Origin of the sequence: Amycolatopsis sp. NPDC049252 (assembly GCF_043197175.1) — a bacterium.
Classification (GTDB): Bacteria; Actinomycetota; Actinomycetes; order Mycobacteriales; family Pseudonocardiaceae; genus Amycolatopsis.
In genome coordinates this window covers 3,785-23,209 of the sequence record NZ_JBICSQ010000012.1, presented here as the reverse complement: position 1 = coordinate 23,209, position 19,425 = coordinate 3,785, and the positions used below count along the sequence as shown (strand labels likewise).

Here is a 19,425-nt window from a genome sequence, read left to right as displayed (position 1 = left end):
ATGCGTGTCGGAACCTCGGGTCAGACGGGCCGAGATCGCCATCGAACAAGCCCACGTCGATCGCGTGTACACCCGTCTGGACGAACTGCGGGCCCAGGCCGAGGCGATGCGCACCAAGGGCTACGAGATCGGCCAGGGCGCGCAGCGCGAGGCGATCTTCGAGCAGGCGTCGATGCTGTTCGAGCGCGACATGATGGTGTACCACGCCAACCAGACGCTGCAGTCGCTCGACGCCGAGTACGAAGGCCTGGTCTTCGGGCGCCTCGACCACCGCGAGGACAACGAGCGCGTCTACGTCGGCCGCCTCGGCATCCGCGACGCGGAGTTCGACAACCTCGTCACCGACTGGCGCGCCCCGGCCGCGGCGGCGTTCTACCAGGCCACCGCCGAAGAGCCGATGGACGTCGTGCGGCGGCGCGTGATCCGCTGCTCCGGCCAGAACGTGCTGGACGTCGACGACGACGTGCTGATGGCCGAGGCCGTGCCCGAGGACATGCAGATCGTCGGCGAGGGCGCGCTGATGGCCGCGCTCGGGCGCTCGCGCGGCGAGAAGATGCGCGACATCGTCGCGACCATCCAGAAGGAGCAGGACGAGGTGATCCGGGCGCCGTGGCGCGGCGTCACCGAGATCACCGGCGGGCCGGGCACCGGCAAGACCGCCGTCGCCCTGCACCGCGCCGCCTACCTGCTCTACCGCCACCGCCGTCAGCTCGGCGGCGCCGGCGTCCTGGTGATCGGGCCCTCGGGCGTGTTCACCAGCTACATCTCGCGTGTCCTCCCCTCGATGGGTGAGACGAACGTCGAGCTGCGCGCGCTGGGGGAGGTCCTCGACGGCCTCGAAGCGACGCGGCAGGACGCGGCGCCGCTGGCCGCGATCAAGGGTTCGCTGCGGATGCGGAAGGTGCTGCTGCGCGCGCTGCGGGACACGCCGCCGGGCGCGCCGGAGGAGATGCGGATCGTCTACCGCGGCGAGGTCCTCAAACTGGACGCGCGCGAGCTGGAGAAGGTGCGCCGCAAGGCCCACACGCAGGGTGCGCCGCCCAACCGGTCGCGGATCCGGGCGGCGGAGCTGCTGCTGGACGCGCTGGCGACGAAGGCCGAGGGGTACGCGAAGGCCGACGGCAAGCCGTTCGAGCGGGCGGAGCTGATCACCGACCTGGGCGAGCGGATCGAGTTCCACCGCTTCCTGGTGGTGTGGTGGCCGGTGCTGTACCCGGCGCAGATCCTGAAGTGGCTGGGCGAGGAGAAGCGGCTGGCGGCGGCGTCCAAGGGCGTGCTGAACCGGCCGGAGATCTCGCTGCTGGCCGCGGACTTCGCGGACCGCTCGCGGGGCTGGTCGATCGCGGACGTCGCACTGCTCGACGAGCTGCGCGTGCTGCTCGGGGCGCCGCCGAAGCGCAAGCGCCGTCAGGTGGTCGAGGGCGAGGTCGAGCGCGGTGGCGGCACCACCCGGCCCGAGCACTACGACGAGTACTCGCACGTGGTCGTCGACGAGTCGCAGGACCTTTCGCCGATGCAGTGGCGGATGGTCGGGCGCCGCGGGAAGTACGCGAGCTGGACGGTCGTCGGCGACCCGGTGCAGAGCTCGTGGCCGGACCCGGCGGAGGCGGCACAGGCACGCGACCAGGCCTTCGGGATCAAGACGACCCGGCGGCGGTTCACCCTGCGCACGAACTACCGCAACTCGGCGGAGATCTTCGACCTGGCGGCCAAGGTCGTCGCGGGCCACGCGGAGGCGGGCGAGCTGCCGGTGGCCGTCCGCAAGACGGGTGTCGAGCCGGACGTCCGCCCGGTGGACGCAGCCGGCCTGTCGTCGGCGACCCAGGCGGCGGTGAAGGAGCTGCTGGGCGCGGTCGAGGGCACGGTCGGCGTCATCACGGCGATGGACCGGGTCCCGGAGGTCACGGGCTGGCTGTCGGGTGAGGCGGACGAACGGCTGAAGGTCGTGGGCAGCCTGGATTCGAAGGGCCTGGAGTACGACGCGGTCGTCCTGGTCGAGCCGATGGACCTGGTCACGGAGTCGACGACCGGGCGGCGGGTCCTGTACGTGGCGCTGACCCGGGCGACGCAGCAGCTGACGGTGCTGGCCTCGAACCCGGACTGGATCCCGGCGGGCTGACCCCGCTCCGGCCGCAAGTGCGGGCAAAGCTGAAGGGCTCCTTCGAGGGGCGGGAGGCAACTTCCCGTGCCCTTGAAGGAGCCCTTCAGACCCCCGGTCAGCGAAACGTCGTGGGACGTGTCCGTCCGAGGGCATGTCTAGTCGATCCGGGTTGTTCGGTGTCCGCGCGCTGCTACCGAACAACAACGCCGAACAACTCGTTCAGGGGCACGGCGGCCGGTAGTCCAGGCCCGGCAGGCTCGCCGTCCACTCCTCCGGCGTGATGCGCGGGGCCGCGATCGCGCAGATCCGGTCGGCCGCCCGGTCGGGATCCGTCTCCTGCAGGCGGACCGTCCCGTCCGCGACGGTTCCGGCCAGCGTATGGCCGTCCGGTGCGTACCGCACGGCGTAGACGCGGTCGCGTTCCTCCGGCAGGACGGCGCGCGGGGCCGCAGCGCCGGTGTCCCAGGTGCCGACGTCCCACAGCCGGATCGTGCGGTCGTAGCCGCCGGAGGCGAGTGTGTGGCCGTCGCCGCTGAAGGCCACCGACATCACGACGTCCGTGTGCCCGGTGAGCACCACCGGCGGGTGCGCGAGCGTGACGTCCCAGAGCCGGACCGTGCGGTCGGCGCTGGCGGTGGCGACGCGCTTGCCGTCCGGGCTGAAGGCGATCGAGAAGATCGTGTCCGTGTGCCCTTCGAGCGTCGCCAGCGGCTTCGGCGCGCGCGGGGCCGAGACGTCCCACAGCCGGGCCGTGTGGTCCCAGCCGGCGGTGGCCAGCGTCCGGCCGTCGGGGCTGAAGGCGAGGGTGTGGACGTCGTCGGCGTGCCCCTCGAGCCGCGCGATCTCCACCGGGTGGGCGCGGTCGGCGAGGTCCCAGAGCCGGGCGGTGTGGCCCTGGCCGGCGGTGGCGAGGAGCCGGCCGTCCGGGCTGAACGCCACCGCGTCGATGTCGTCGCCCGGCCGCGCGAACACCACCGGCGACCCCGGCCGGCCCGGGTCGGTGATGTCCCGCAGCGTCATCGTGTGGTCCCAGCTGCCGGTGGCCAGGGTCCGGCCGTCGGGGCTGATCGCGACACCGCACACCGCGTCGCCGAAGCCGCCGATCGTGGCCAGCGGCCGCGACGTGCTCCAGTCGAGCAACCGCACCGTCTTGTCGTAGCCGCCGGTGGCCAGAAGTCCGCCGGGACCGAAGGCCGCGGCGCACGCCTTGTCCGTGTGCGCGGGAATGCCGGGACCGGGCAGGTCCCAGAGCCGGGCGGTCTGGTCGTCGCTGGCCGTGGCGAGGGTGCGCCCGTCCCGGCTGAACACGGCCGAGCCGACGGCGCCGGTGTGCCCCGGCAGCGGCGGCAGCTCGCGCGGCCGCCGGGGGTCGGCGACGTCCCACAGCCGCGCGGTGCGGTCGAACCCGGTGGTCGCGAGGGTGCGCCCGTCGGCGGTGAACGCCACCGACCGCACGATCGCCTGGTGCGACGTCAAAGCCGCAAGCTGCGCCGGGCGGTTCGGGTCGGTGACGTCCCACAGCCGCGCGCTCTGGTCGGCGCTCGCCGTCGCGAGGGTGTGGCCGTCCGGGCTGAAGGCGACCGAGTGCACGACGTCGGTGTGCCCGGCCGCGATGCCGAGCGGGCGGCGGCCGCCGACGTCCCAGAGCCGCGCCGTCTTGTCGGCCGACGCCGAGGCGAGCAGCCGGCCGTCGGGGCTGAAGGCCAGGTTGTTGACGTACGACGTGTGCCCGGTCAGCTCCCCCACCTGCTTCCGGCTCGCGGTGTCGTACAGCCGGAGCGTGCCGTCGACGTCGCCGGTGGCCAGCAGCGGACCGGCCGGACTGAACGCGACGGCGTACGCCTTGCCGTCGTGGCGTTCGAGCACGGCACCGGGCCCGGGACGGCTCGGGTCGGTGACGTCCCAGACGCGGACGGTGCCGTCGAAGCCCGCGGTGGCGACGGTCCGGCCGTCGGCGGCGAAGGCGACGTTGTTGACGTTGCCGGTGTGCCCGCTCAGCGTGCCGAGCGGCACCGGGTGGTGCGGGTCGTGGACGTCCCACAGCCGGGCGGTGCCGTCCCAGGCGGCGGTGGCCAGCACCTGCCCGTCCGGGCGGAGGGCGACGGTGTTGATCCGGCCGGTGTGCCCGGTGAGCCGCGTCGAATACGGCGTCGCGAACATCCCGAGGACGGCGCCGCGCGCGTCGGCGCTCGGGTCGAGGCGGTACGCGGCGAGCGCGAGCTGGGCGGCGAGGGCGGGGTTGGTGGCGCGCACGGCCAGCGCCTGGCCCGCGACCTTCTGGGCGAGCGCGCTGTTGCGCTGGCCGGTGGCCGTCGACTCGGCACGCACCGCGTAGGCCGTCGCGGCGACGGCGACGACCAGCAGCACCGCCAGCAGCGCGACCAGCTGCCGCAGCCGCCGGGTCCGGCCGCGCTCCCGCTGCTGCTCGGCGTGCTCGACGGCCAGGCTGGCGTCGAGGAACCGCCGTTCCCGCCGCGACAGCGCGGAGTCCTGGCGCGCGGCCCATTCGCGGGCGATGGCCAGCCGGGTGCCGCGGTAGAGCCAGCCGGGGTCGCGCTCGACCGACTCCCACGCGTCGGTCGCCTCGGTCAGCTGGCGGTGCACGCGCAGGCCCTCACGATCTTCGGTGAGCCACTCGCGCAGCCGGGGCCAGCCGCGGATGAGGGCTTCGTGCGCGATGTCGATGCCGGTGTCGTCGAGGGTGACCAGCCGCGCCGCCGCCAGTTCGCCGAGGACGACGGCGGTGTCGCCGTCCTCGGTGTCGAGCTCGTCGCGGCTGAGCCGGCGCTTGGTGTCCTCGGTGCCCTCACCGAGCGCGGTCATCCGGAGGAAGATCTGCCGCGCGAGCCCTTGCTGGCGCGCGGAAAGCGTGGCGAACGTGCCTTCCGACGTCTGCGCGACGGCCCGCTCGATGCCGCCGGTGGACTCGTAGCCCGCCAGGGTGAGCGTGGTGCCGCGACGGCGTCGCCACGTCTCCAGCAGCGCGTGCGAAAGCAGCGGCAGCACGCCGGGCTGGCCCGTGGCGTCCGCGACGAGCCGGGAGACGAGGGCGTTCTCCACGCGGTAACCGGCGTCGACGGCGGGCCGCGAGATCGCCTGCCGGAGCTCTTCCGTCGTCATCGGGCCGACCAGGATCTGCGCGTCCTGCATGGCTTCGGCGAGGTCCGCGTGGCGCGCGCAGTGGGTGTAGAAGTCGGTGCGGATGCCGAGCACCACGCGGGTCCGGCTGGCGGGTTCGGTGGTCGCGGTGACCAGCGCGGCGAGGAATCCGGCGCGCTCGCCGGCGTCCTGGCAGAGCGTGAAGACCTCTTCGAACTGGTCGACGACCAGCACGACGTCTTCGGCTTCCGCACCGGCGAGCTGCCGCGCCGCGAGGCCGAGGTTGCGCGGGTGCGCGGCAAAGTCGTCGAGCAGCGCGCCGGGGGCGACACCGAGCGCGGCGGCGAACTTGACGGCGCATTCCTGCAGCGGCCGGGCGCCCGGGGTCAGCAGCACGGTACGGCCCGTGACGGCGGGCAGCAAGCCGGCACGCAGCAACGAGGACTTGCCCGAGCCGGACGCGCCGAGGACGGCGAGAAAACGCTGTCTCGAAAGGCGGCCGGTGAGCTTTTCGACGAGTCGTTCGCGGCCGAAGAATCGGCGGGCGTCGGCGGGACCGAATGCGGCCAGGCCGACATAAGGCGGTGACTCCCCGGATTCCGGCTCGGCCGGTGAATCGGCACCGGCCTGGTCGTCCGCGACCTTGTGCCAGCGCTCTTCCCAATCACCGGGCTCGCCGCCACAGGCGCGGACGTAGGCCAAAGTGACGGCCAGGCTGGGAAGTTTCCGCCCGCCGGCGGCCTCGGAGAGCGTGCCTGCCGAATAGTGCGCGCGCCGCCCCAGCTCGCGGTAGGTGGGATTCCCGGCGCTCTCACGCAACCGCCGGAGATCGGCGGCGAAGTCGGTCAGCAGGTCGTCCCCGGGATCCAGCGGTCGCTCCGGACGCGGCACCCGTCCTCCTTTTCGGTTCCGGTGCGGCACACGGTAGCCAACAACGCGTGGCTCGGAGGGAAAAGGCGGATTTCACAATCGGCGGCGGACTTCTTCGCGATCGACGCCGAGCGCGGCGAACAGGTCTGCCGCCGGGTCCGGCGGGGTCACCGACAGCAGCACCCGCAGCAGTTCCGCCGGATCCCGGCGCCGCGGCACCCCGCGGATCGCCTCGTTGACCACCGCCCGGGCGTTCGACGTCAGCGCGCCCAGCGTCAGCTTCGCCCGCTTCCGCGGTGCGTCCGCCGGCCGGAGGCCTTCGACGTCGATCCCCAGTGCCGCCAGGGCTTCCCGGTCCAGGCGGTCGAGGGCCGCGCGGGCGGTGGCCAGGTCGAGGCCGAGGGCCTGCGCGCAGGCGTCGTCGTGAAGCAGGCCTAGCAGCAGGTGTTCCGTGCCCAGCCGGCGGTCACCGCGGCGGCGCGACTCCTCCAGCGCCGCCGTCACCACCGACGCGAACGGGCTCTTCGCGATCATCGCGCCTCACTTCCCGTACTTCGCGTGCACGGACTGCCGGGCCACGCCGAGCGCGTCGCCGATCTGTTCCCACGACCAGCCGCGGTCCCGGGCGTGCGCGACCGCCGCCACCTCGACCTGCTCGGCGAGCCGGTGCAGCGCGCCGACGGCCCGCAGCGCGACCGCCGGGTCGGTTTCCGAAATCCGCCCGGAAAGCTCTTCCGCCTCCATGGCATGTCAGTCTAGCCTGACACACGACGTCAGTTCAAACTGACAAGAAGGAGGGGCGTCATGGACGTAGCAGTGATCGGGGCGGGCCCGGTGGGCTTGATGCTGGCGGCGGAGCTGCGGCTCGGCGGGAGCACGCCGGTGGTCCTCGACCGGCGGACGGCGCCGGACGAGCGGCCGCGGGCGAACGGGCTCGGCGGCCGGATCGTCGAACAGCTGGACCATCGAGGGCTGTTCGAGAGATTCGCGGCCGAGGCGGCGTTCGCCGGGCCGTTCCCCGGGTTCCCGTTCGGGCCGGTGCGGCTGAACTTCACGAAACTCGAAAGCCCGCCACTGCGCGGCTTGATGGTGCAACAGCCCCGGCTGGAAGCCGTGCTCGCCGAACGCGCGGCCGAACTCGGCGTCGAGATCCGGCGCGGGCACGAACTCCTGGACCTCGACACCGTGCGCGGCCCGGACGGCGAGTACCGGCTGGACGCGGAGTACGTCGTCGGCTGCGACGGCGCGCACAGCCGCGTCCGCGAGCTGGCCGGCATCGGCTTCCCCGGCACGACCGACGACGAGCTGCTGCGGTTCGGGCACTTCCGGACGGACCAGCCGTTCGACCTCTTCACCTCGGCGACGCCGGACGGCCTGAAGCAGGGCTGGAACCGGCGGCCGGCCGGGCGCGTGCTGGTGACGTCGCTGACGCCGGGTGTGGTGATCGTCGGCGTCCGCGAGGTGACGCCGGAGCCGCCCGGCGAGCCGACCCTCGACGAGTTCCGGGAGAGCGTCCGGCGGGTGCTCGGCGCCGACCTGCCGCTGGGCGAGCCGCTCTGGCTGTCCCGGACGGTCAGCTCGGCCCGGCTCGCCGAGCGCTACCGGGCCGGGCGCGTGCTGCTGGCCGGCGACGCCGCGCACGTCTTCCCGGCCGGTGGCTCGTCGCTGAACGTCGGGCTGCTGGACGCGGTCAACCTCGGCTGGAAGCTCGCCGCCGTCGTCCGCGGCGAGGCCGGGGACGCGCTACTCGACAGCTACGATTCCGAACGCCGCCCGGTCGCGGCCAGGACGTTGACCCAGACGCGCGTCCAAGCCCTGCTCGAACGGCTGACCGGCGAGGACGGCGACGCGCTGCGGACGCTCTTCGGCGAGCTGGCGGCGTTCGAAGAGCCGACCCGGCACCTGGCCGGGCTGCTGCGCGACGCCGACGAGCTGCCGTACGTCCCCGACCTGCCGCTGACCGTCGAAGGCGAGAAGACGCGCGTGGCGGAGATCATGCGCGACGCCCGGACCGTGCTGTTCGACTTCGCGGACCGCGCCGACCTGCGGGAAGCCGCCGGATCGCGGGTGAAGGTCGTCACAGCCACCTGTCCGGAGGCGGAGGCGGACGCGCTGCTCGTGCGTCCGGACGGCGTCGTGACGTGGCGCGGGGACGATCCGGCGGCGCTGCGGGAAGCAATCGGCGCACCGGGGCGTTGACCCCGGTTGTGAGCTCATTGCCTGACGTGCCGCTGTCCGTGCTCGATCTGTCCCCGGTGTCCGAGGGGATCAGCATCGGGGAGACGCTGCGCAACACCCTCGACCTCGCCCGCGCCACCGAGCGGCTGGGCTTCAACCGCTACTGGCTGGCCGAGCACCACAACATGCCCGGCATCGCCAGCTCGGCGACGGCCGTGCTGATCGGGCACGTCGCCGACGCGACCGAGCGCATCCGCGTCGGCTCGGGCGGGGTCATGCTGCCCAACCACGCGCCGCTGGTCGTCGCCGAGCAGTTCGGCACGCTGGAGGCGTTCCACCCGGGCCGCATCGACCTGGGCATCGGCCGCGCGCCGGGCACCGACCAGCGGACGGCGCTCGCGCTGCGCGGGCCGGGCGGCCTGTCGGCGGAGAACTTCCCGGAGCACCTGCAGGAGCTGATCGGCTACTTCACCCACTCGGAGGCCCGCGGGGTCAACGCCGCCGTCGCCGAGGGCAACCAGCCGCCGATCTGGCTGCTCGGTTCGAGCGGCTTCAGCGCGCAGCTCGCCGGACGGCTCGGGCTGCCGTTCTCCTTCGCGCACCACTTCGCCGCGGAGAACACCATCCCGGCGGTGCAGCTCTACCGCGACAACTTCCGGCCCGGCGTACTGGACGAGCCGTACGTCATGCTCGGCACGTCCGTCGTGGCCGCCGAGACCGACGAGCGCGCCCAGTTCCTGGCCGGGCCGTCCGGCCTGACGTTCCTCAGCCTGCGCCGCGGCCGCCCGATCGCCATGCCGACGCCCGAAGAGGCGGCGGAGTACCCGTACACCGAGATGGACCGCGCGTTCCTGGCCGAGCGCTTCGGCTCGAGCATCATCGGCTCCCCGGAGACGGTCCACAAGGGACTCCAGCAGCTCCTCGACGACACGGACGCCGACGAGCTGATGATCACGACGATGGTCCACGGCCACGCGGACCGCATCCGCTCCTACGAGCTGATCGCCGGCCTCAAGTCCTGACCCCGCGCTCACGGGCCCGCGGACGGACCCGACCGGCGAACACGCGTACCGGAACGGACGACACGCGTACCTGGACGGACGACACGCGTACCTGGACGGACGACACGGCTGCGCTTACCCTGCCGGGCGGGTCGTCCGGCAGGGTTCACGTGTCGTCCGTTCGGGTACACCGGGGAACCGGGAATGGGCACCTCCGTGCCGCCGTGAACGGCTTGCGCACCCGGGTCGGGAATTTCTTTTCCTCCACTGACAACAAGATCAGGGCCGTTTGTCAGTAATCGACAAGAAATGTGCGGTTACCAGGCCGTGACCGCGTGATCATGCTCAAGTTCTTGTCTCCCAGCAGGGCCGTGGTTAGCGTACCGACCAGTAGGAAACGGCACGGTGACCCCCGAGACCGTGAATGGCCGACATGAGATAGCCCGTTCGGACCAGTTCATTTGCTCACCTCGGGTCTATTCGGCGTGCCCGCGAAACACTGGGGAGGCACTCGAATGGCCGAACGGACGACGACGACGTCGTTCCCCGGGGCCGCCGCGCTGCGGCAGACCGGGCGGCTCTACGCGCTCGGCCTCGACGTCGTCCGGCTGACCTTCCGGCGCCCGTTCCAGGCGCGGGAGCTGATCCAGCAGTTCTGGTTCATCGCGAGCGTCTCGATCCTGCCGACGGCCCTGGTCTCGATCCCGTTCGGCGCGGTGATCGCGCTGCACATCGGCTCCCTCACCACGCAGATCGGCGCACAGTCGTTCACCGGCGCGGCGAGCGTGCTGGCGATCATCCAGCAGGCCAGCCCGATCGTGACGGCGCTGCTCATCGCCGGCGCCGGCGGCAGCGCGATGTGCGCCGATCTTGGCTCCCGCACCATCCGCGAAGAGATCGACGCGATGGAGGTGCTCGGCGTCTCGCCGGTCCAGCGGCTGATCGTGCCGCGGGTGCTCGCCGCGATGGGGGTCGCGATCTTCCTCAACGGCATGGTGAGCGTCGTCGGCGTGCTCGGCGGTTACTTCTTCAACGTCGTCATGCAGCACGGCACCCCGGGCGCGTACCTGGCGAGCTTCTCCGCCCTCGCCCAGCTCCCCGACCTGTGGATCAGCGAGATCAAGGCGCTCATCTTCGGCTTCGTCGCCGGGGTCGTCGCCTCCTACCGCGGCCTCAACCCCAAGGGCGGGCCGAAGGGGGTCGGTGACGCGGTCAACCAGTCCGTCGTCATCACGTTCCTGCTGCTGTTCGTGCTGAACCTGGTGCTCACCACCGTCTACCTGCAACTCGTGCCGCCCAAGGGGAGCTGAGCGTGACCACCACGGAAGTCCCCAAGACCGCGCGGGTGCGCGAAGCGCTCGACCGGCGGTTCGGGTTCCTCGACACCCTCGGCGACCAGATCCTGTTCTTCCTGCGCGCGATCGCCTGGATCCCGCGGGCGCTGCGCCGCTACCTGCGCGAAGTCGTCCGCCTGCTGGCCGAAGTCAGCTTCGGCAGCGGCGCGCTCGCCGTCATCGGCGGCACGATCGGCGTGATGATCGGGATGACCGTCGCCACCGGCACGGTCGTCGGGCTGCAGGGCTACTCCGCGCTCAACCAGGTCGGCACGTCGGCGTTCGCCGGGTTCGTCTCCGCCTACTTCAACACCCGCGAGATCGCGCCGCTCGTCTCCGGTCTCGCGCTGAGCGCCACCGTCGGCTGCGGGTTCACCGCGCAGCTCGGCGCGATGCGGATCTCCGAGGAGATCGACGCGCTCGAGGTCATGGGCATCCCCAGTGTCCCGTACCTGGTGACGACGCGGGTGATCGCCGGTTTCCTCGCCGTCATCCCGCTCTACGCGATCGGCCTGCTGTCGAGCTACCTCGCCTCAAGGCAGATCACCGTGTGGTTCTTCGGCCAGTCCGCGGGCACCTACGACCACTACTTCCTGCTGTTCCTGCCCCCCGGCGACGTTCTGTGGTCGTTCGGGAAGGTCCTGGTGTTCAGCGTCGTCGTGGTCCTGGCGCACTGTTACTACGGCTTCCGCGCGAGCGGCGGCCCGGCCGGCGTCGGCGTGGCCGTGGGCCGCGCGGTGCGCACCGCGATCGTCGCGATCAGCGTGCTCGACTTCTTCCTGTCCCTGGCCATCTGGGGCGCGACGACCACCGTGCAGGTGGCCGGATGAGACGGGAAACCCGCCGCAAGGCCGGGGTCCGCACCGCCGGGGTGCTGTTCCTGGTCGTGATGGGCGTGCTGGTCACGCTGTCCATCAAGGTCTACGACAAGGACTTCGTCGCCACGGTGCCGGTGACGCTCAAGGCGAGCCGCATCGGCAACCAGCTCTCCCCCGGTGGCCAGGTCAAGGCCCGCGGCGTGCTGGTCGGCGAGATCCGCGACGTCAAGGCGACGCCGGAAGGCGCGGAGATAGCGCTTGCTCTGGAGCCGGGCAAGGTCGACATGCTGCCGAAGGACGTCTCCGCGTTGCTGGTGCCGAAGACGCTGTTCGGCGAGCGGTACGTCCAGCTGTCCATCCCGGACGGTGACCGGGCGCCGCACCTGGCGGCCGGGGACGTCATCGCGCAGGACCGCTCGGCCAACGCGATCGAGCTGGAACGCGTCTTCGACAACCTGTTGCCGCTGCTCAAGGCCGTCCAGCCGCAGAAGCTCGCGACGACGCTCACCGCCGTCTCGACCGCGTTGCAGGGCCGGGGTGAACAGCTCGGCCAGACGATCGACACGGCCGCGAGCTACCTCAAGGAGTTCAACCCGAACCTGCCGCAGCTCACCTCGGACATCCGGGACCTGGCGACGGTTTCCCAGGTGTACGGCGACATCGCGCCCGACCTGCTCGACGCGCTGACCGACTCCGCCGTCACGCTCAACACCGTCAAGGAGAAGCAGGCGGACCTGGCCGGGGTGTACCAGCAGGTGACGTCGTCGTCGCAGGAGATCACGACGTTCCTGCAGAACAACCACGACAACCTGATCTCCCTGGCCGCCGACAGCCGCGCGCCGCTGGAAATCGCCGCGAAGTACTCCCCCAGCTTCGCGTGCACCCTGGCCTCACTGAACGCACTGAGGGGATCCATGGACAAGGTGCTCGGCGCGGGCACGAACGAACCGGGCCTGCACGCCGACGTCGCGGTGACCGCGAACAGCGGAAAGTACCGGCCCGGCCAGGACGACCCGCGGTTCACCGACGGCGGCGAGCCCCGCTGTTACCCCTCCGGCGTCGCCCCGACCGCCGGCACCGCCGCGGCTGCCCCGGGCGCCACCGGCCACCCGCTGCTGCCCGGCGGCCAGGGTGACCTCGGCGTCGCGAACTCGCCGCAGGAGCAGCAGCTGCTGGCCACGCTCGTCGCGCCGTCGATCGGCGTGCCGACCGCGCAGGTCCCCGGCTGGAGCAGCGTGCTCGTCGGCCCGCTCTACCGCGGCACGGAGGTGAAGCTCAAGTGAGGAACATCGCCTCCCCGCTGATCAAGAGCCTCATCTTCATCGTCGTCACCGCGCTCGCCACGACGTTGCTGGCCATCTCCATCACCAACTCCGGCCTCGGCGACTCGAAGCCGTACTCGGCCAAGTTCCTCGACGCGACGTCGCTCAACGTCGGGGACGACGTGCGCATCTCCGGTGTCCGCGTCGGCCAGGTCGAGTCGCTCGAGATCAGCGACCACAACCGGGCGCGGGTCGGGTTCTCCCTCGACAGCGGCCGCCGGCTGCCCGCCGACGTCCACGCGGTCGTCAAGTACCGCAACATGGTCGGGCAGCGCTACATCGCCCTCGAACGCGGCAGCACCGCCACCCGGGACCTGCTGCCCGAAGGCGGCGAAATCCCGCTGGACCGCACGACACCAGCCCTCGACCTCACCGACCTGTTCAACGGCTTCAAGCCGCTGTTCCAGGCACTCTCGCCCAACGACGTCAACGAGCTGTCGGGCGAGATCGTCCAGGTGCTGCAGGGAGAAGGCGGCACCGTCGAGAGCCTGCTCGCCCACACCGGCTCCCTGACCACCACGCTCGCCGGGCGCGACAAGGTGATCGGCGAGGTGATCGGGAACCTCAACACGGTCCTGAAGACAGTCAACGGCAAGGGTGACGCGCTCGCGAACCTGGTGTCGACGCTGCGGCAGCTGGTGTCCGGCCTGGCCGGCGACCGCGCCGCGATCGGCGACGCCATCAGCGGCATCGGCGACCTGACCCAGTCCACCGCCGGGCTGTTCGAGCAGGCCCGGCCGCCGCTGAAGCAGAGCATCGCGGGCCTGCAGGGCGTCGCCGCGAACCTCGGCGAGAACCAGTCCGATGTGGACAGTTTCCTGACGAACCTGCCGGTCAAGTTCACCGAGATCGGCCGGGTCGCTTCCTACGGCTCGTGGATGAACTTCTTCCTCTGCCGCGCCACCCTGGAAACCACGCCCGAGCGCGGTGTGTACGTCCCGACGCCGAGGTGTGAGTCGTGAAGTCCTTCAAGGAGCGCAACCCGCTCGTGCTCGGCGTGCTCGGCAGCGTCGCGCTGGCCGCGCTGCTGACCGTCACGTTCAACTACGACAACCTGCCGATCGTCGGCGGCGGCACCACGTATGCGGCCGAGTTCTCCGAGGCCGCGGGCCTGCAGGCGGACGACGAGGTCCGGGTCGCCGGCATCAAGGTCGGCGAGGTGCGCGACGTCGCCCTGTCCGACGACCACGTCCTGGTCCGGTTCCGGGTCAAGGACGCCTGGGTCGGCGACCGCACGACCGTGCAGATCAAGATCAAGACGTTGCTGGGCCGGAAGTTCCTCGCCCTGGACCCGAGCGGCGACGGCGTGCAGAACCCGGACCAGCCGATCCCGCGGACCCGGACCGTCACGCCCTACGACGTCACGGACGCGTTCAACGGCCTGGCCAACACCGTCGGCTCGATCGACACCAAGCAGCTGGCGAACAGCTTCACCACGCTGTCGGACACCTTCCGCAACTCCCCCGAGCACGTCCGCAGCGCGCTCGACGGCCTGTCCCAGCTGTCGAAGACGGTGTCGAGCCGCGACAGCCAGATCTCGGAACTGCTGGCCAACGCCCGGACGCTGACCACGACGCTGGCGAACTCGAACGACGACTTCGAGAAGCTGATCGACGACGGCAACCTGCTGCTCACCGAGCTGAACCGGCGCCGCGACGCGATCCACGACCTGCTCACCGGCTCGGCCCGGCTGGCCGACCAGCTCAGCGGGCTGGTGCAGGACAACACCGCGCAGCTCAAGCCGGCGCTGGAGGCGCTCAAGCAGGTGACCGACCTGCTCAAGCGGCAGAACGACAACCTGACCAAGGGCCTGCAGCTGGCCGGGCCCTACTTCCGCGTCGTCACCAACACGACCGGCAACGGCCACTGGATCGACGCCTACCTCTGCGGCCTGCTGCCCGAGAACCACGACCCGTGCGTCCCGCCGAAGAACCCGGGAGGGAACAGGTGAGCGCGCTGACCACCACCAGGGCCGGGGTCCTGACCAGCCGGTTCATCGCCGCCGCCCTGCTGCTCGCGCTGGTCGTGACGGCCGCGCTGTGGTGGGTGTTCTCCGGCAGCGGCCAGCACCACGTCACGGCGTTCTTCTCCCGCGCGGTCGGCGTCTACCCCGGCTCCGACGTCCGCGTGCTGGGCGTCCGGATCGGCCAGGTCGACGCGGTCACCCCACGCGGCGAGCAGGTGCAGGTCGACATGAGCGTCGACGGCTCGGTCGGCGTCGCCCAGGACACCACGGTCCTGGTGATCGCGCCCAGCGTCGTCGCCGACCGCTACGTCCAGTTCGCCAAGCCGGCCCGCGGCGGACCCCGGCTGCCGGACGGCGCGTCGATCCCGGTGCAGCGCACGGCCACCCCGGTGGAGCTCGACCAGCTCTACGCCAGCCTCGACTCGCTGACCAAGGCCCTCGGCCCGAACGGCGCGAACTCCCAGGGCGCGCTCTCGGACCTGCTCAAGACCGGCGCGGAGAACCTGCAGGGCAACGGGCAGGCGTTCAACGACAGCGTCAAGAACTTCGCGCAGCTGGCCCGGACCCTGGCCGGCAACTCGGGTGACCTGTTCGGCACCGTCGACGAGCTGCAGAAGTTCACGACCATGCTGTCCACCAACGACCAGCAGGTCAGCAGCGTCAACCAGCAGCTGTCCCAGGTCTCGGACACGCTGGCCGCCAACAGCGGTGAGCTCGCCCGGGCCCTCGAAGGCCTCGGCCGCGCGCTCGGCGACGTCCAGGCGTTCATCCGGGACAACCGCGTGGCGCTCAAGGCCAATGTGGACAACCTGGTGACGACCACGCAGACCCTCGTCGACCAGCGCGCGTCGCTGGCCGGGACGCTCGACGCCATCCCGCTCGCGGTGACGAACGTGCTCAACGCCGTCGATCCGGACACCGGACGGCTGCTGGGCCGCGCGAACCTCGACTACTACCAGGAACTTCCGTTGCCGGTCACCGGGGACGTCTACACCAACGGGGGTGGGCGATGAAGCGGGCCCTCGCCGCCGCGGCCGTCGGGTGCCTGCTGCTCACCGGCTGCTCCTCGGGTGAGTTCAAGGGCGTCTACGACCTGCCGCTGCCCGGCGGCGCCGACGTCGGCGACCACCCCTACGACGTGACCGTGCAGTTCGCCGACGTCCTCGACCTGGTGCCGCAGGCCGCGGTGAAGGTGGGCGACGTCCCGGTCGGGCGCGTGCGGGAGATCCGCCTGGGCAGCGACGGCTGGACGGCCGAAACGGTGCTGGAGGTCAACGGCAACGTCGCGCTGCCCGCCAACGCGGTCGCGCGGCTGCGCCAGTCCAGCCTACTCGGCGAGAAGTTCGTCGAGCTGGCACCGCCGGACGACACGGCGGCCGCGTCCACCGCCGGCCCGCGGCTCGCGAACGGCGCCACGATCACCCTGGACCGCACCAACCGCAACCCCGAGTTCGAAGAGATCTTCGGCGCGTTGTCGCTGCTGCTCAACGGCGGCGGGATCGGGCAGCTACAGACGATCAACCGCGAGCTGTCGAAGGTGATGGACGGCAACGAGGAGCAGATCCGCTCGTTCCTCGGCGGGGTGAACACCCTGATGACCGACCTGGACGCGCACCGCTCGGACATCACCGAGGCGCTCGACGGCCTCAACCGGCTGTCGGCCACGCTGGCCAACCGGCACGAGCAGGTGTCCGGCGCGCTGACCGACCTCACGCCAGGCCTGCAGTCACTGACCGAGCAGCGCACGCAGCTCGTCTCGATGCTGCAGTCGCTCGACCGGCTTTCGACGGTCGCCACCGACGTCGTCGACCGCAGCCGCGACGACCTGGTCGCCGACCTGCGCGCGCTCGCGCCGATCCTGGGCCAGCTGGCGAAGGCCGGCGACGACCTGCCGAAGTCGTTGCAGATGCTCCCGACGTTCCCGTTCCCGGACTCGGTGCTCCCCGCGGTGAAGGGTGACTACATCAACGTCTACACGTCGATGATCCCCGCGGCCGGCGTGCCGCTGCCCCCGCCCGGCCAGGGTGTTCCGCCCGGTCTCCCGCCGCTCCCGCTGGGCGGCAGCGACGCCCGCGTCTCCGGAGGCCGCTGATGCTGACGCGCAGAGTGCGGATCCAGGTGGTGCTGTTCGTCGTGATCGCGTTGGCGACCACGGCTTTCGTGGGTGCGAACTACGCCGGGCTCGGCCGGCTGTTCGGGTCCGGCAGCTACACGGTCAAGCTGGAGCTCGCCGAGGGCGGCGGGCTGTTCACCAACGGCGAGGTGACCTACCGCGGTGTCGCCGTCGGGCGGGTCGGCGAGCTGCGGCTCACCACCACCGGCACCGAAGCCGACCTGCTGATCGACGACGGCGCCCCGCCCATCCCGGAGAACTCCCAGGCCGTGGTGGCGAACCGGTCCGCGGTCGGCGAGCAGTACGTCGACCTGCAGCCGCGCACGGCCGACCGGCCCTACCTCGGCCAGGGCTCGGTGATCCAGCGCGAGTCGACGGCGCTGCCGCTGCCGGTGAACAACCTGCTGACGGATCTGGACTCCTTCACCGCGTCGGTGCCGACGCAGGACCTGCGCACGGTGGTGAACGAGCTCGACGACGCCCTGCGCGGCGCGGGCCCGGACCTGCAGACGCTGATGGACTCGGCGACGACGTTCACCCAGGAGGCGAGCACCCACCTGCCGCAGACGTCGAAGCTGATCGGCGACGGCGCGACGGTGCTGCGCACCCAGGTCGACTCCGCGGCCGAGTGGCGCTCGTTCAGCAGCAACGCCAAGGTGTTCGCCCAGCAGCTGGCCAGCTCGGACGGTGACCTGCGGCGGCTGATCGCGACCGCGCCGCCCGCGGCGACGGAGCTTTCCTCGCTGCTGAAGGAAAACGACCCCGGACTGCCGATCCTGCTGGCCAACCTGCTGACGACGTCCCGGGTGTTCGCCACCCGCACGGACGCCGAGCAGCAGCTGCTGGTCAACACGCCGAAGGCGGTGGCGGCCGTGGGTTCGGCGCTGAACCCCGCCGGCGACCAGCTTCGGATGGGGCTGGTGCTGAACTTCGACGACCCGCCGCCGTGCCGCCAGGGGTACGAAGACACGCCGCACCGGCCGAGCACCGACGTCACACCGCTGCCGTTCCACACCGACGCGGCGTGCACGCTGCCGTACGGGAACGAGAGCTCGGTGCGCGGCACGCAGAACGCGCCGCACCCGCCCGTGCCGGCGCCGGCGCTGCCGGGTGGGTTGACCGGCCCGCTCGGGCTGGGCACGCAGGCGACGTCGACGAGCCTCGAGGAGATGCTGTGGCTGCGGTGAGGTATCTGCCCGTGGTGCTGGTGGCGGCGGCCGCGGTGTTCGCCGGCGGGTCGGGCTACGCGTGGTACTCGGCCTCGCACGAGCCGGCCCTGACGTACGGGGCCGCGCGCGACGACGCCCTGGCGAGCGGCCGGACGCTGGTGGCGGAGCTGAGCAGCCTGGACTACCACGACGTCGACGGCGGCCTGGGCCGCTGGCTCGCGGCGTCGACGGGCCCGCTGCACGACCAGCTGGCCCACACGGACGACACGACGAAGAAGACCCTCGCGGCGAACGCCACGGTGGCGACGGGCCGCGTCCTGGACGCGGCGCTGAGCGAGCTGGACGAGCACGCGGGCACGGCGAAGCTCCTGGCCTCGGTGGAGATCACGATGGCGAAGCAGGGAACGGCCCCGGCGGTGAAGCGCAACCGCTTCGCGGCGGCGCTGACCCGGACCCCGGAGGGCTGGAAGCTCAGCGCTCTCGACCAGCTGCCGGTGGGTGCGTGATGAGCCGCACGGAAGAGATCACGACGGCCCGGGACGGCGCCAGGACCGGCGAGAACCCGGCGGCCGAGAGCGCAGCTCCCGACTCGACCTTCCGCACAGCCGGAACCGGATCCGGCGGCGACCACGGCCCGGCCGAGACCGGGTCCGAAGTGACCGGAACCGAACCGGCGACCGGCGAAAACCCGGTAACCGACACCCGGGTCGGCGACGCAACTCCCCATGCGGCCCCCCGCCTCGCCGAAACCGGCAAGGTCGGCCCCGGCGGCGACCACGAGCAGACCGAGGCCGGATCCGCATCGGCCGCGACCGGCAGCGCCGGTCCCGGCAGCCACCATCAGCCAGGCAAGACCGGATGCGCATCGGTCAAGCCAGCCGAGGCCAGTCCCGACCGCGACCGCCAGCCGGCCAAGACCGGATCCGAATCAGCCAAGCCGACCGAGGCCGGTCCCGGCGGCCACCACCAGCCAAGCAAGACCGGCTCCGCATCAGCCACGCCGACCGAGGCCAGTCCCGACAGCTACCACCAGCCCGGCAAGACCGAATCCGAATCGGCCGCGACCGAACTGGCGACCGGTGAAAACCCGGCAACCGACACCCGGGGCGGCGACGCAACTCCCCATACGGCCGCCCGCCTCGCCGAAACCGGCAACGTCGGCCCCGGCGGCGACCACGAGCAGACCGAGGCCGGGTCCGCATCGGCCAAGCCGACCGGCGCCGGTCCCCGCGGCCACCACCAGCCAGGCAATACCGGCTCCGCATCAGCCACGCCGACCGAGGCCAGTCCCGACAGCCACCACCAGCCCGGCAAGACCGGCTCCGCATCAGCCACGCCGACCGAGACCAGCCCCGACAGCCACCACCAGCCAGGCAAGACCGGCTCCGCATCAGCCACGCCGACCGAGGCCAGTCCCGACAGCCACCACCAGCCCGGCAAGACCGGCTCCGCAT

The 19,425-nt window shown here is 71.8% G+C and carries 16 protein-coding genes; 13 read left to right on the top strand and 3 right to left on the bottom strand.

What is annotated here, in order from left to right; translation table 11 throughout:
- Window positions 1-4 precede the first annotated feature (4 nt).
- Complete coding sequence (locus ACGFMK_RS16720; protein ID WP_392763343.1) at window positions 5-2,119, top strand: HelD family protein; 2,115 nt, start codon at window positions 5-7, stop codon at window positions 2,117-2,119.
- A gap of 201 nt (window positions 2,120-2,320) precedes the next feature.
- Here ACGFMK_RS16720 and ACGFMK_RS16715 read toward each other — a convergent pair whose 3' ends face one another.
- The 3 genes from ACGFMK_RS16715 to ACGFMK_RS16705 all read right to left on the bottom strand — a co-directional run bounded on the left by ACGFMK_RS16715 (window position 2,321) and on the right by ACGFMK_RS16705 (window position 6,814).
- On the bottom strand, window positions 2,321-6,070 hold the full coding sequence (locus ACGFMK_RS16715; RefSeq protein WP_392763673.1) for a hypothetical protein: 3,750 nt from the start codon (window positions 6,068-6,070) through the stop codon (window positions 2,321-2,323).
- Between the two features lie 93 nt (window positions 6,071-6,163).
- Window positions 6,164-6,604, bottom strand: a complete 441-nt coding sequence (locus ACGFMK_RS16710) for a Clp protease N-terminal domain-containing protein (protein ID WP_392763340.1) — start codon at window positions 6,602-6,604, stop codon at window positions 6,164-6,166.
- Between the two features lie 6 nt (window positions 6,605-6,610).
- On the bottom strand, window positions 6,611-6,814 hold the full coding sequence (locus ACGFMK_RS16705; protein WP_392763338.1) for a hypothetical protein: 204 nt from the start codon (window positions 6,812-6,814) through the stop codon (window positions 6,611-6,613).
- 60 nt (window positions 6,815-6,874) lie between these two features.
- Here ACGFMK_RS16705 and ACGFMK_RS16700 point away from each other — a divergent pair, with 60 nt between their 5' ends.
- The 12 genes from ACGFMK_RS16700 to ACGFMK_RS16645 form a co-directional block, all read left to right on the top strand.
- Window positions 6,875-8,269 carry an FAD-dependent monooxygenase gene (locus ACGFMK_RS16700; protein WP_392763335.1) on the top strand — a complete coding sequence of 465 codons (1,395 nt, stop codon included), beginning with the start codon at window positions 6,875-6,877 and terminating at the stop codon, window positions 8,267-8,269.
- An 8-nt stretch (window positions 8,270-8,277) separates the two neighbouring features.
- The gene (locus ACGFMK_RS16695; RefSeq protein ID WP_392763333.1) at window positions 8,278-9,270 is read left to right on the top strand and encodes an LLM class flavin-dependent oxidoreductase; all 993 of its coding nucleotides are present in this window, start codon (window positions 8,278-8,280) and stop codon (window positions 9,268-9,270) included.
- Between the two features lie 494 nt (window positions 9,271-9,764).
- A complete protein-coding gene (locus ACGFMK_RS16690; RefSeq protein ID WP_392763330.1) occupies window positions 9,765-10,559 on the top strand; it encodes an MlaE family ABC transporter permease in 795 nt (264 codons plus the stop codon).
- A 2-nt stretch (window positions 10,560-10,561) separates the two neighbouring features.
- On the top strand, window positions 10,562-11,413 hold the full coding sequence (locus ACGFMK_RS16685) for an MlaE family ABC transporter permease (protein ID WP_392763327.1): 852 nt from the start codon (window positions 10,562-10,564) through the stop codon (window positions 11,411-11,413).
- Complete coding sequence (locus ACGFMK_RS16680) at window positions 11,410-12,684, top strand: MCE family protein (protein WP_392763324.1); 1,275 nt, start codon at window positions 11,410-11,412, stop codon at window positions 12,682-12,684. The genes ACGFMK_RS16685 and ACGFMK_RS16680 overlap by 4 nt, the downstream gene beginning before the upstream one ends.
- Window positions 12,681-13,685, top strand: a complete 1,005-nt coding sequence (locus ACGFMK_RS16675) for an MCE family protein (RefSeq protein ID WP_392763322.1) — start codon at window positions 12,681-12,683, stop codon at window positions 13,683-13,685. The genes ACGFMK_RS16680 and ACGFMK_RS16675 overlap by 4 nt, the downstream gene beginning before the upstream one ends.
- Window positions 13,682-14,674: an MCE family protein gene (locus ACGFMK_RS16670; RefSeq protein WP_392763319.1), complete on the top strand. Its 993-nt coding sequence runs from the start codon at window positions 13,682-13,684 to the stop codon at window positions 14,672-14,674. Before ACGFMK_RS16675 ends, ACGFMK_RS16670 begins: the two co-directional genes overlap by 4 nt.
- Window positions 14,671-15,702 (top strand): MCE family protein, encoded by a 1,032-nt coding sequence (locus ACGFMK_RS16665; protein WP_392763316.1) that lies wholly within the window; start codon window positions 14,671-14,673, stop codon window positions 15,700-15,702. The genes ACGFMK_RS16670 and ACGFMK_RS16665 overlap by 4 nt, the downstream gene beginning before the upstream one ends.
- Window positions 15,699-16,781 (top strand): MCE family protein, encoded by a 1,083-nt coding sequence (locus tag ACGFMK_RS16660; RefSeq protein WP_392763314.1) that lies wholly within the window; start codon window positions 15,699-15,701, stop codon window positions 16,779-16,781. The genes ACGFMK_RS16665 and ACGFMK_RS16660 overlap by 4 nt, the downstream gene beginning before the upstream one ends.
- Entirely contained in the window at window positions 16,781-17,989 is a 1,209-nt protein-coding gene (locus ACGFMK_RS16655) for an MlaD family protein (RefSeq protein WP_392763311.1), read from the top strand. Before ACGFMK_RS16660 ends, ACGFMK_RS16655 begins: the two co-directional genes overlap by 1 nt.
- Window positions 17,977-18,477, top strand: a complete 501-nt coding sequence (locus tag ACGFMK_RS16650) for a hypothetical protein (protein WP_392763308.1) — start codon at window positions 17,977-17,979, stop codon at window positions 18,475-18,477. Before ACGFMK_RS16655 ends, ACGFMK_RS16650 begins: the two co-directional genes overlap by 13 nt.
- On the top strand, window positions 18,477-19,425 hold a 949-nt coding region (locus ACGFMK_RS16645), incomplete at its 3' end, for a hypothetical protein (protein WP_392763305.1). The genes ACGFMK_RS16650 and ACGFMK_RS16645, both read left to right, overlap by 1 nt.

Bases quoted from the DNA above. Each gene is read 5' to 3' on its own strand.
- ACGFMK_RS16700 (WP_392763335.1), top strand. From the start codon at position 6,875: ATGGACGTAGCAGTGATCGGGGCGGGCCCGGTGGGCTTGATGCTGGCG.
- ACGFMK_RS16660 (WP_392763314.1), top strand. From the start codon at position 15,699: ATGAAGCGGGCCCTCGCCGCCGCGGCCGTCGGGTGCCTGCTGCTCACC.
- ACGFMK_RS16690 (WP_392763330.1), top strand. From the start codon at position 9,765: ATGGCCGAACGGACGACGACGACGTCGTTCCCCGGGGCCGCCGCGCTG.
- ACGFMK_RS16655 (WP_392763311.1), top strand. From the start codon at position 16,781: ATGCTGACGCGCAGAGTGCGGATCCAGGTGGTGCTGTTCGTCGTGATC.
- ACGFMK_RS16680 (WP_392763324.1), top strand. From the start codon at position 11,410: ATGAGACGGGAAACCCGCCGCAAGGCCGGGGTCCGCACCGCCGGGGTG.
- ACGFMK_RS16705 (WP_392763338.1), bottom strand. From the start codon at position 6,814: ATGGAGGCGGAAGAGCTTTCCGGGCGGATTTCGGAAACCGACCCGGCG.
- ACGFMK_RS16710 (WP_392763340.1), bottom strand. From the start codon at position 6,604: ATGATCGCGAAGAGCCCGTTCGCGTCGGTGGTGACGGCGGCGCTGGAG.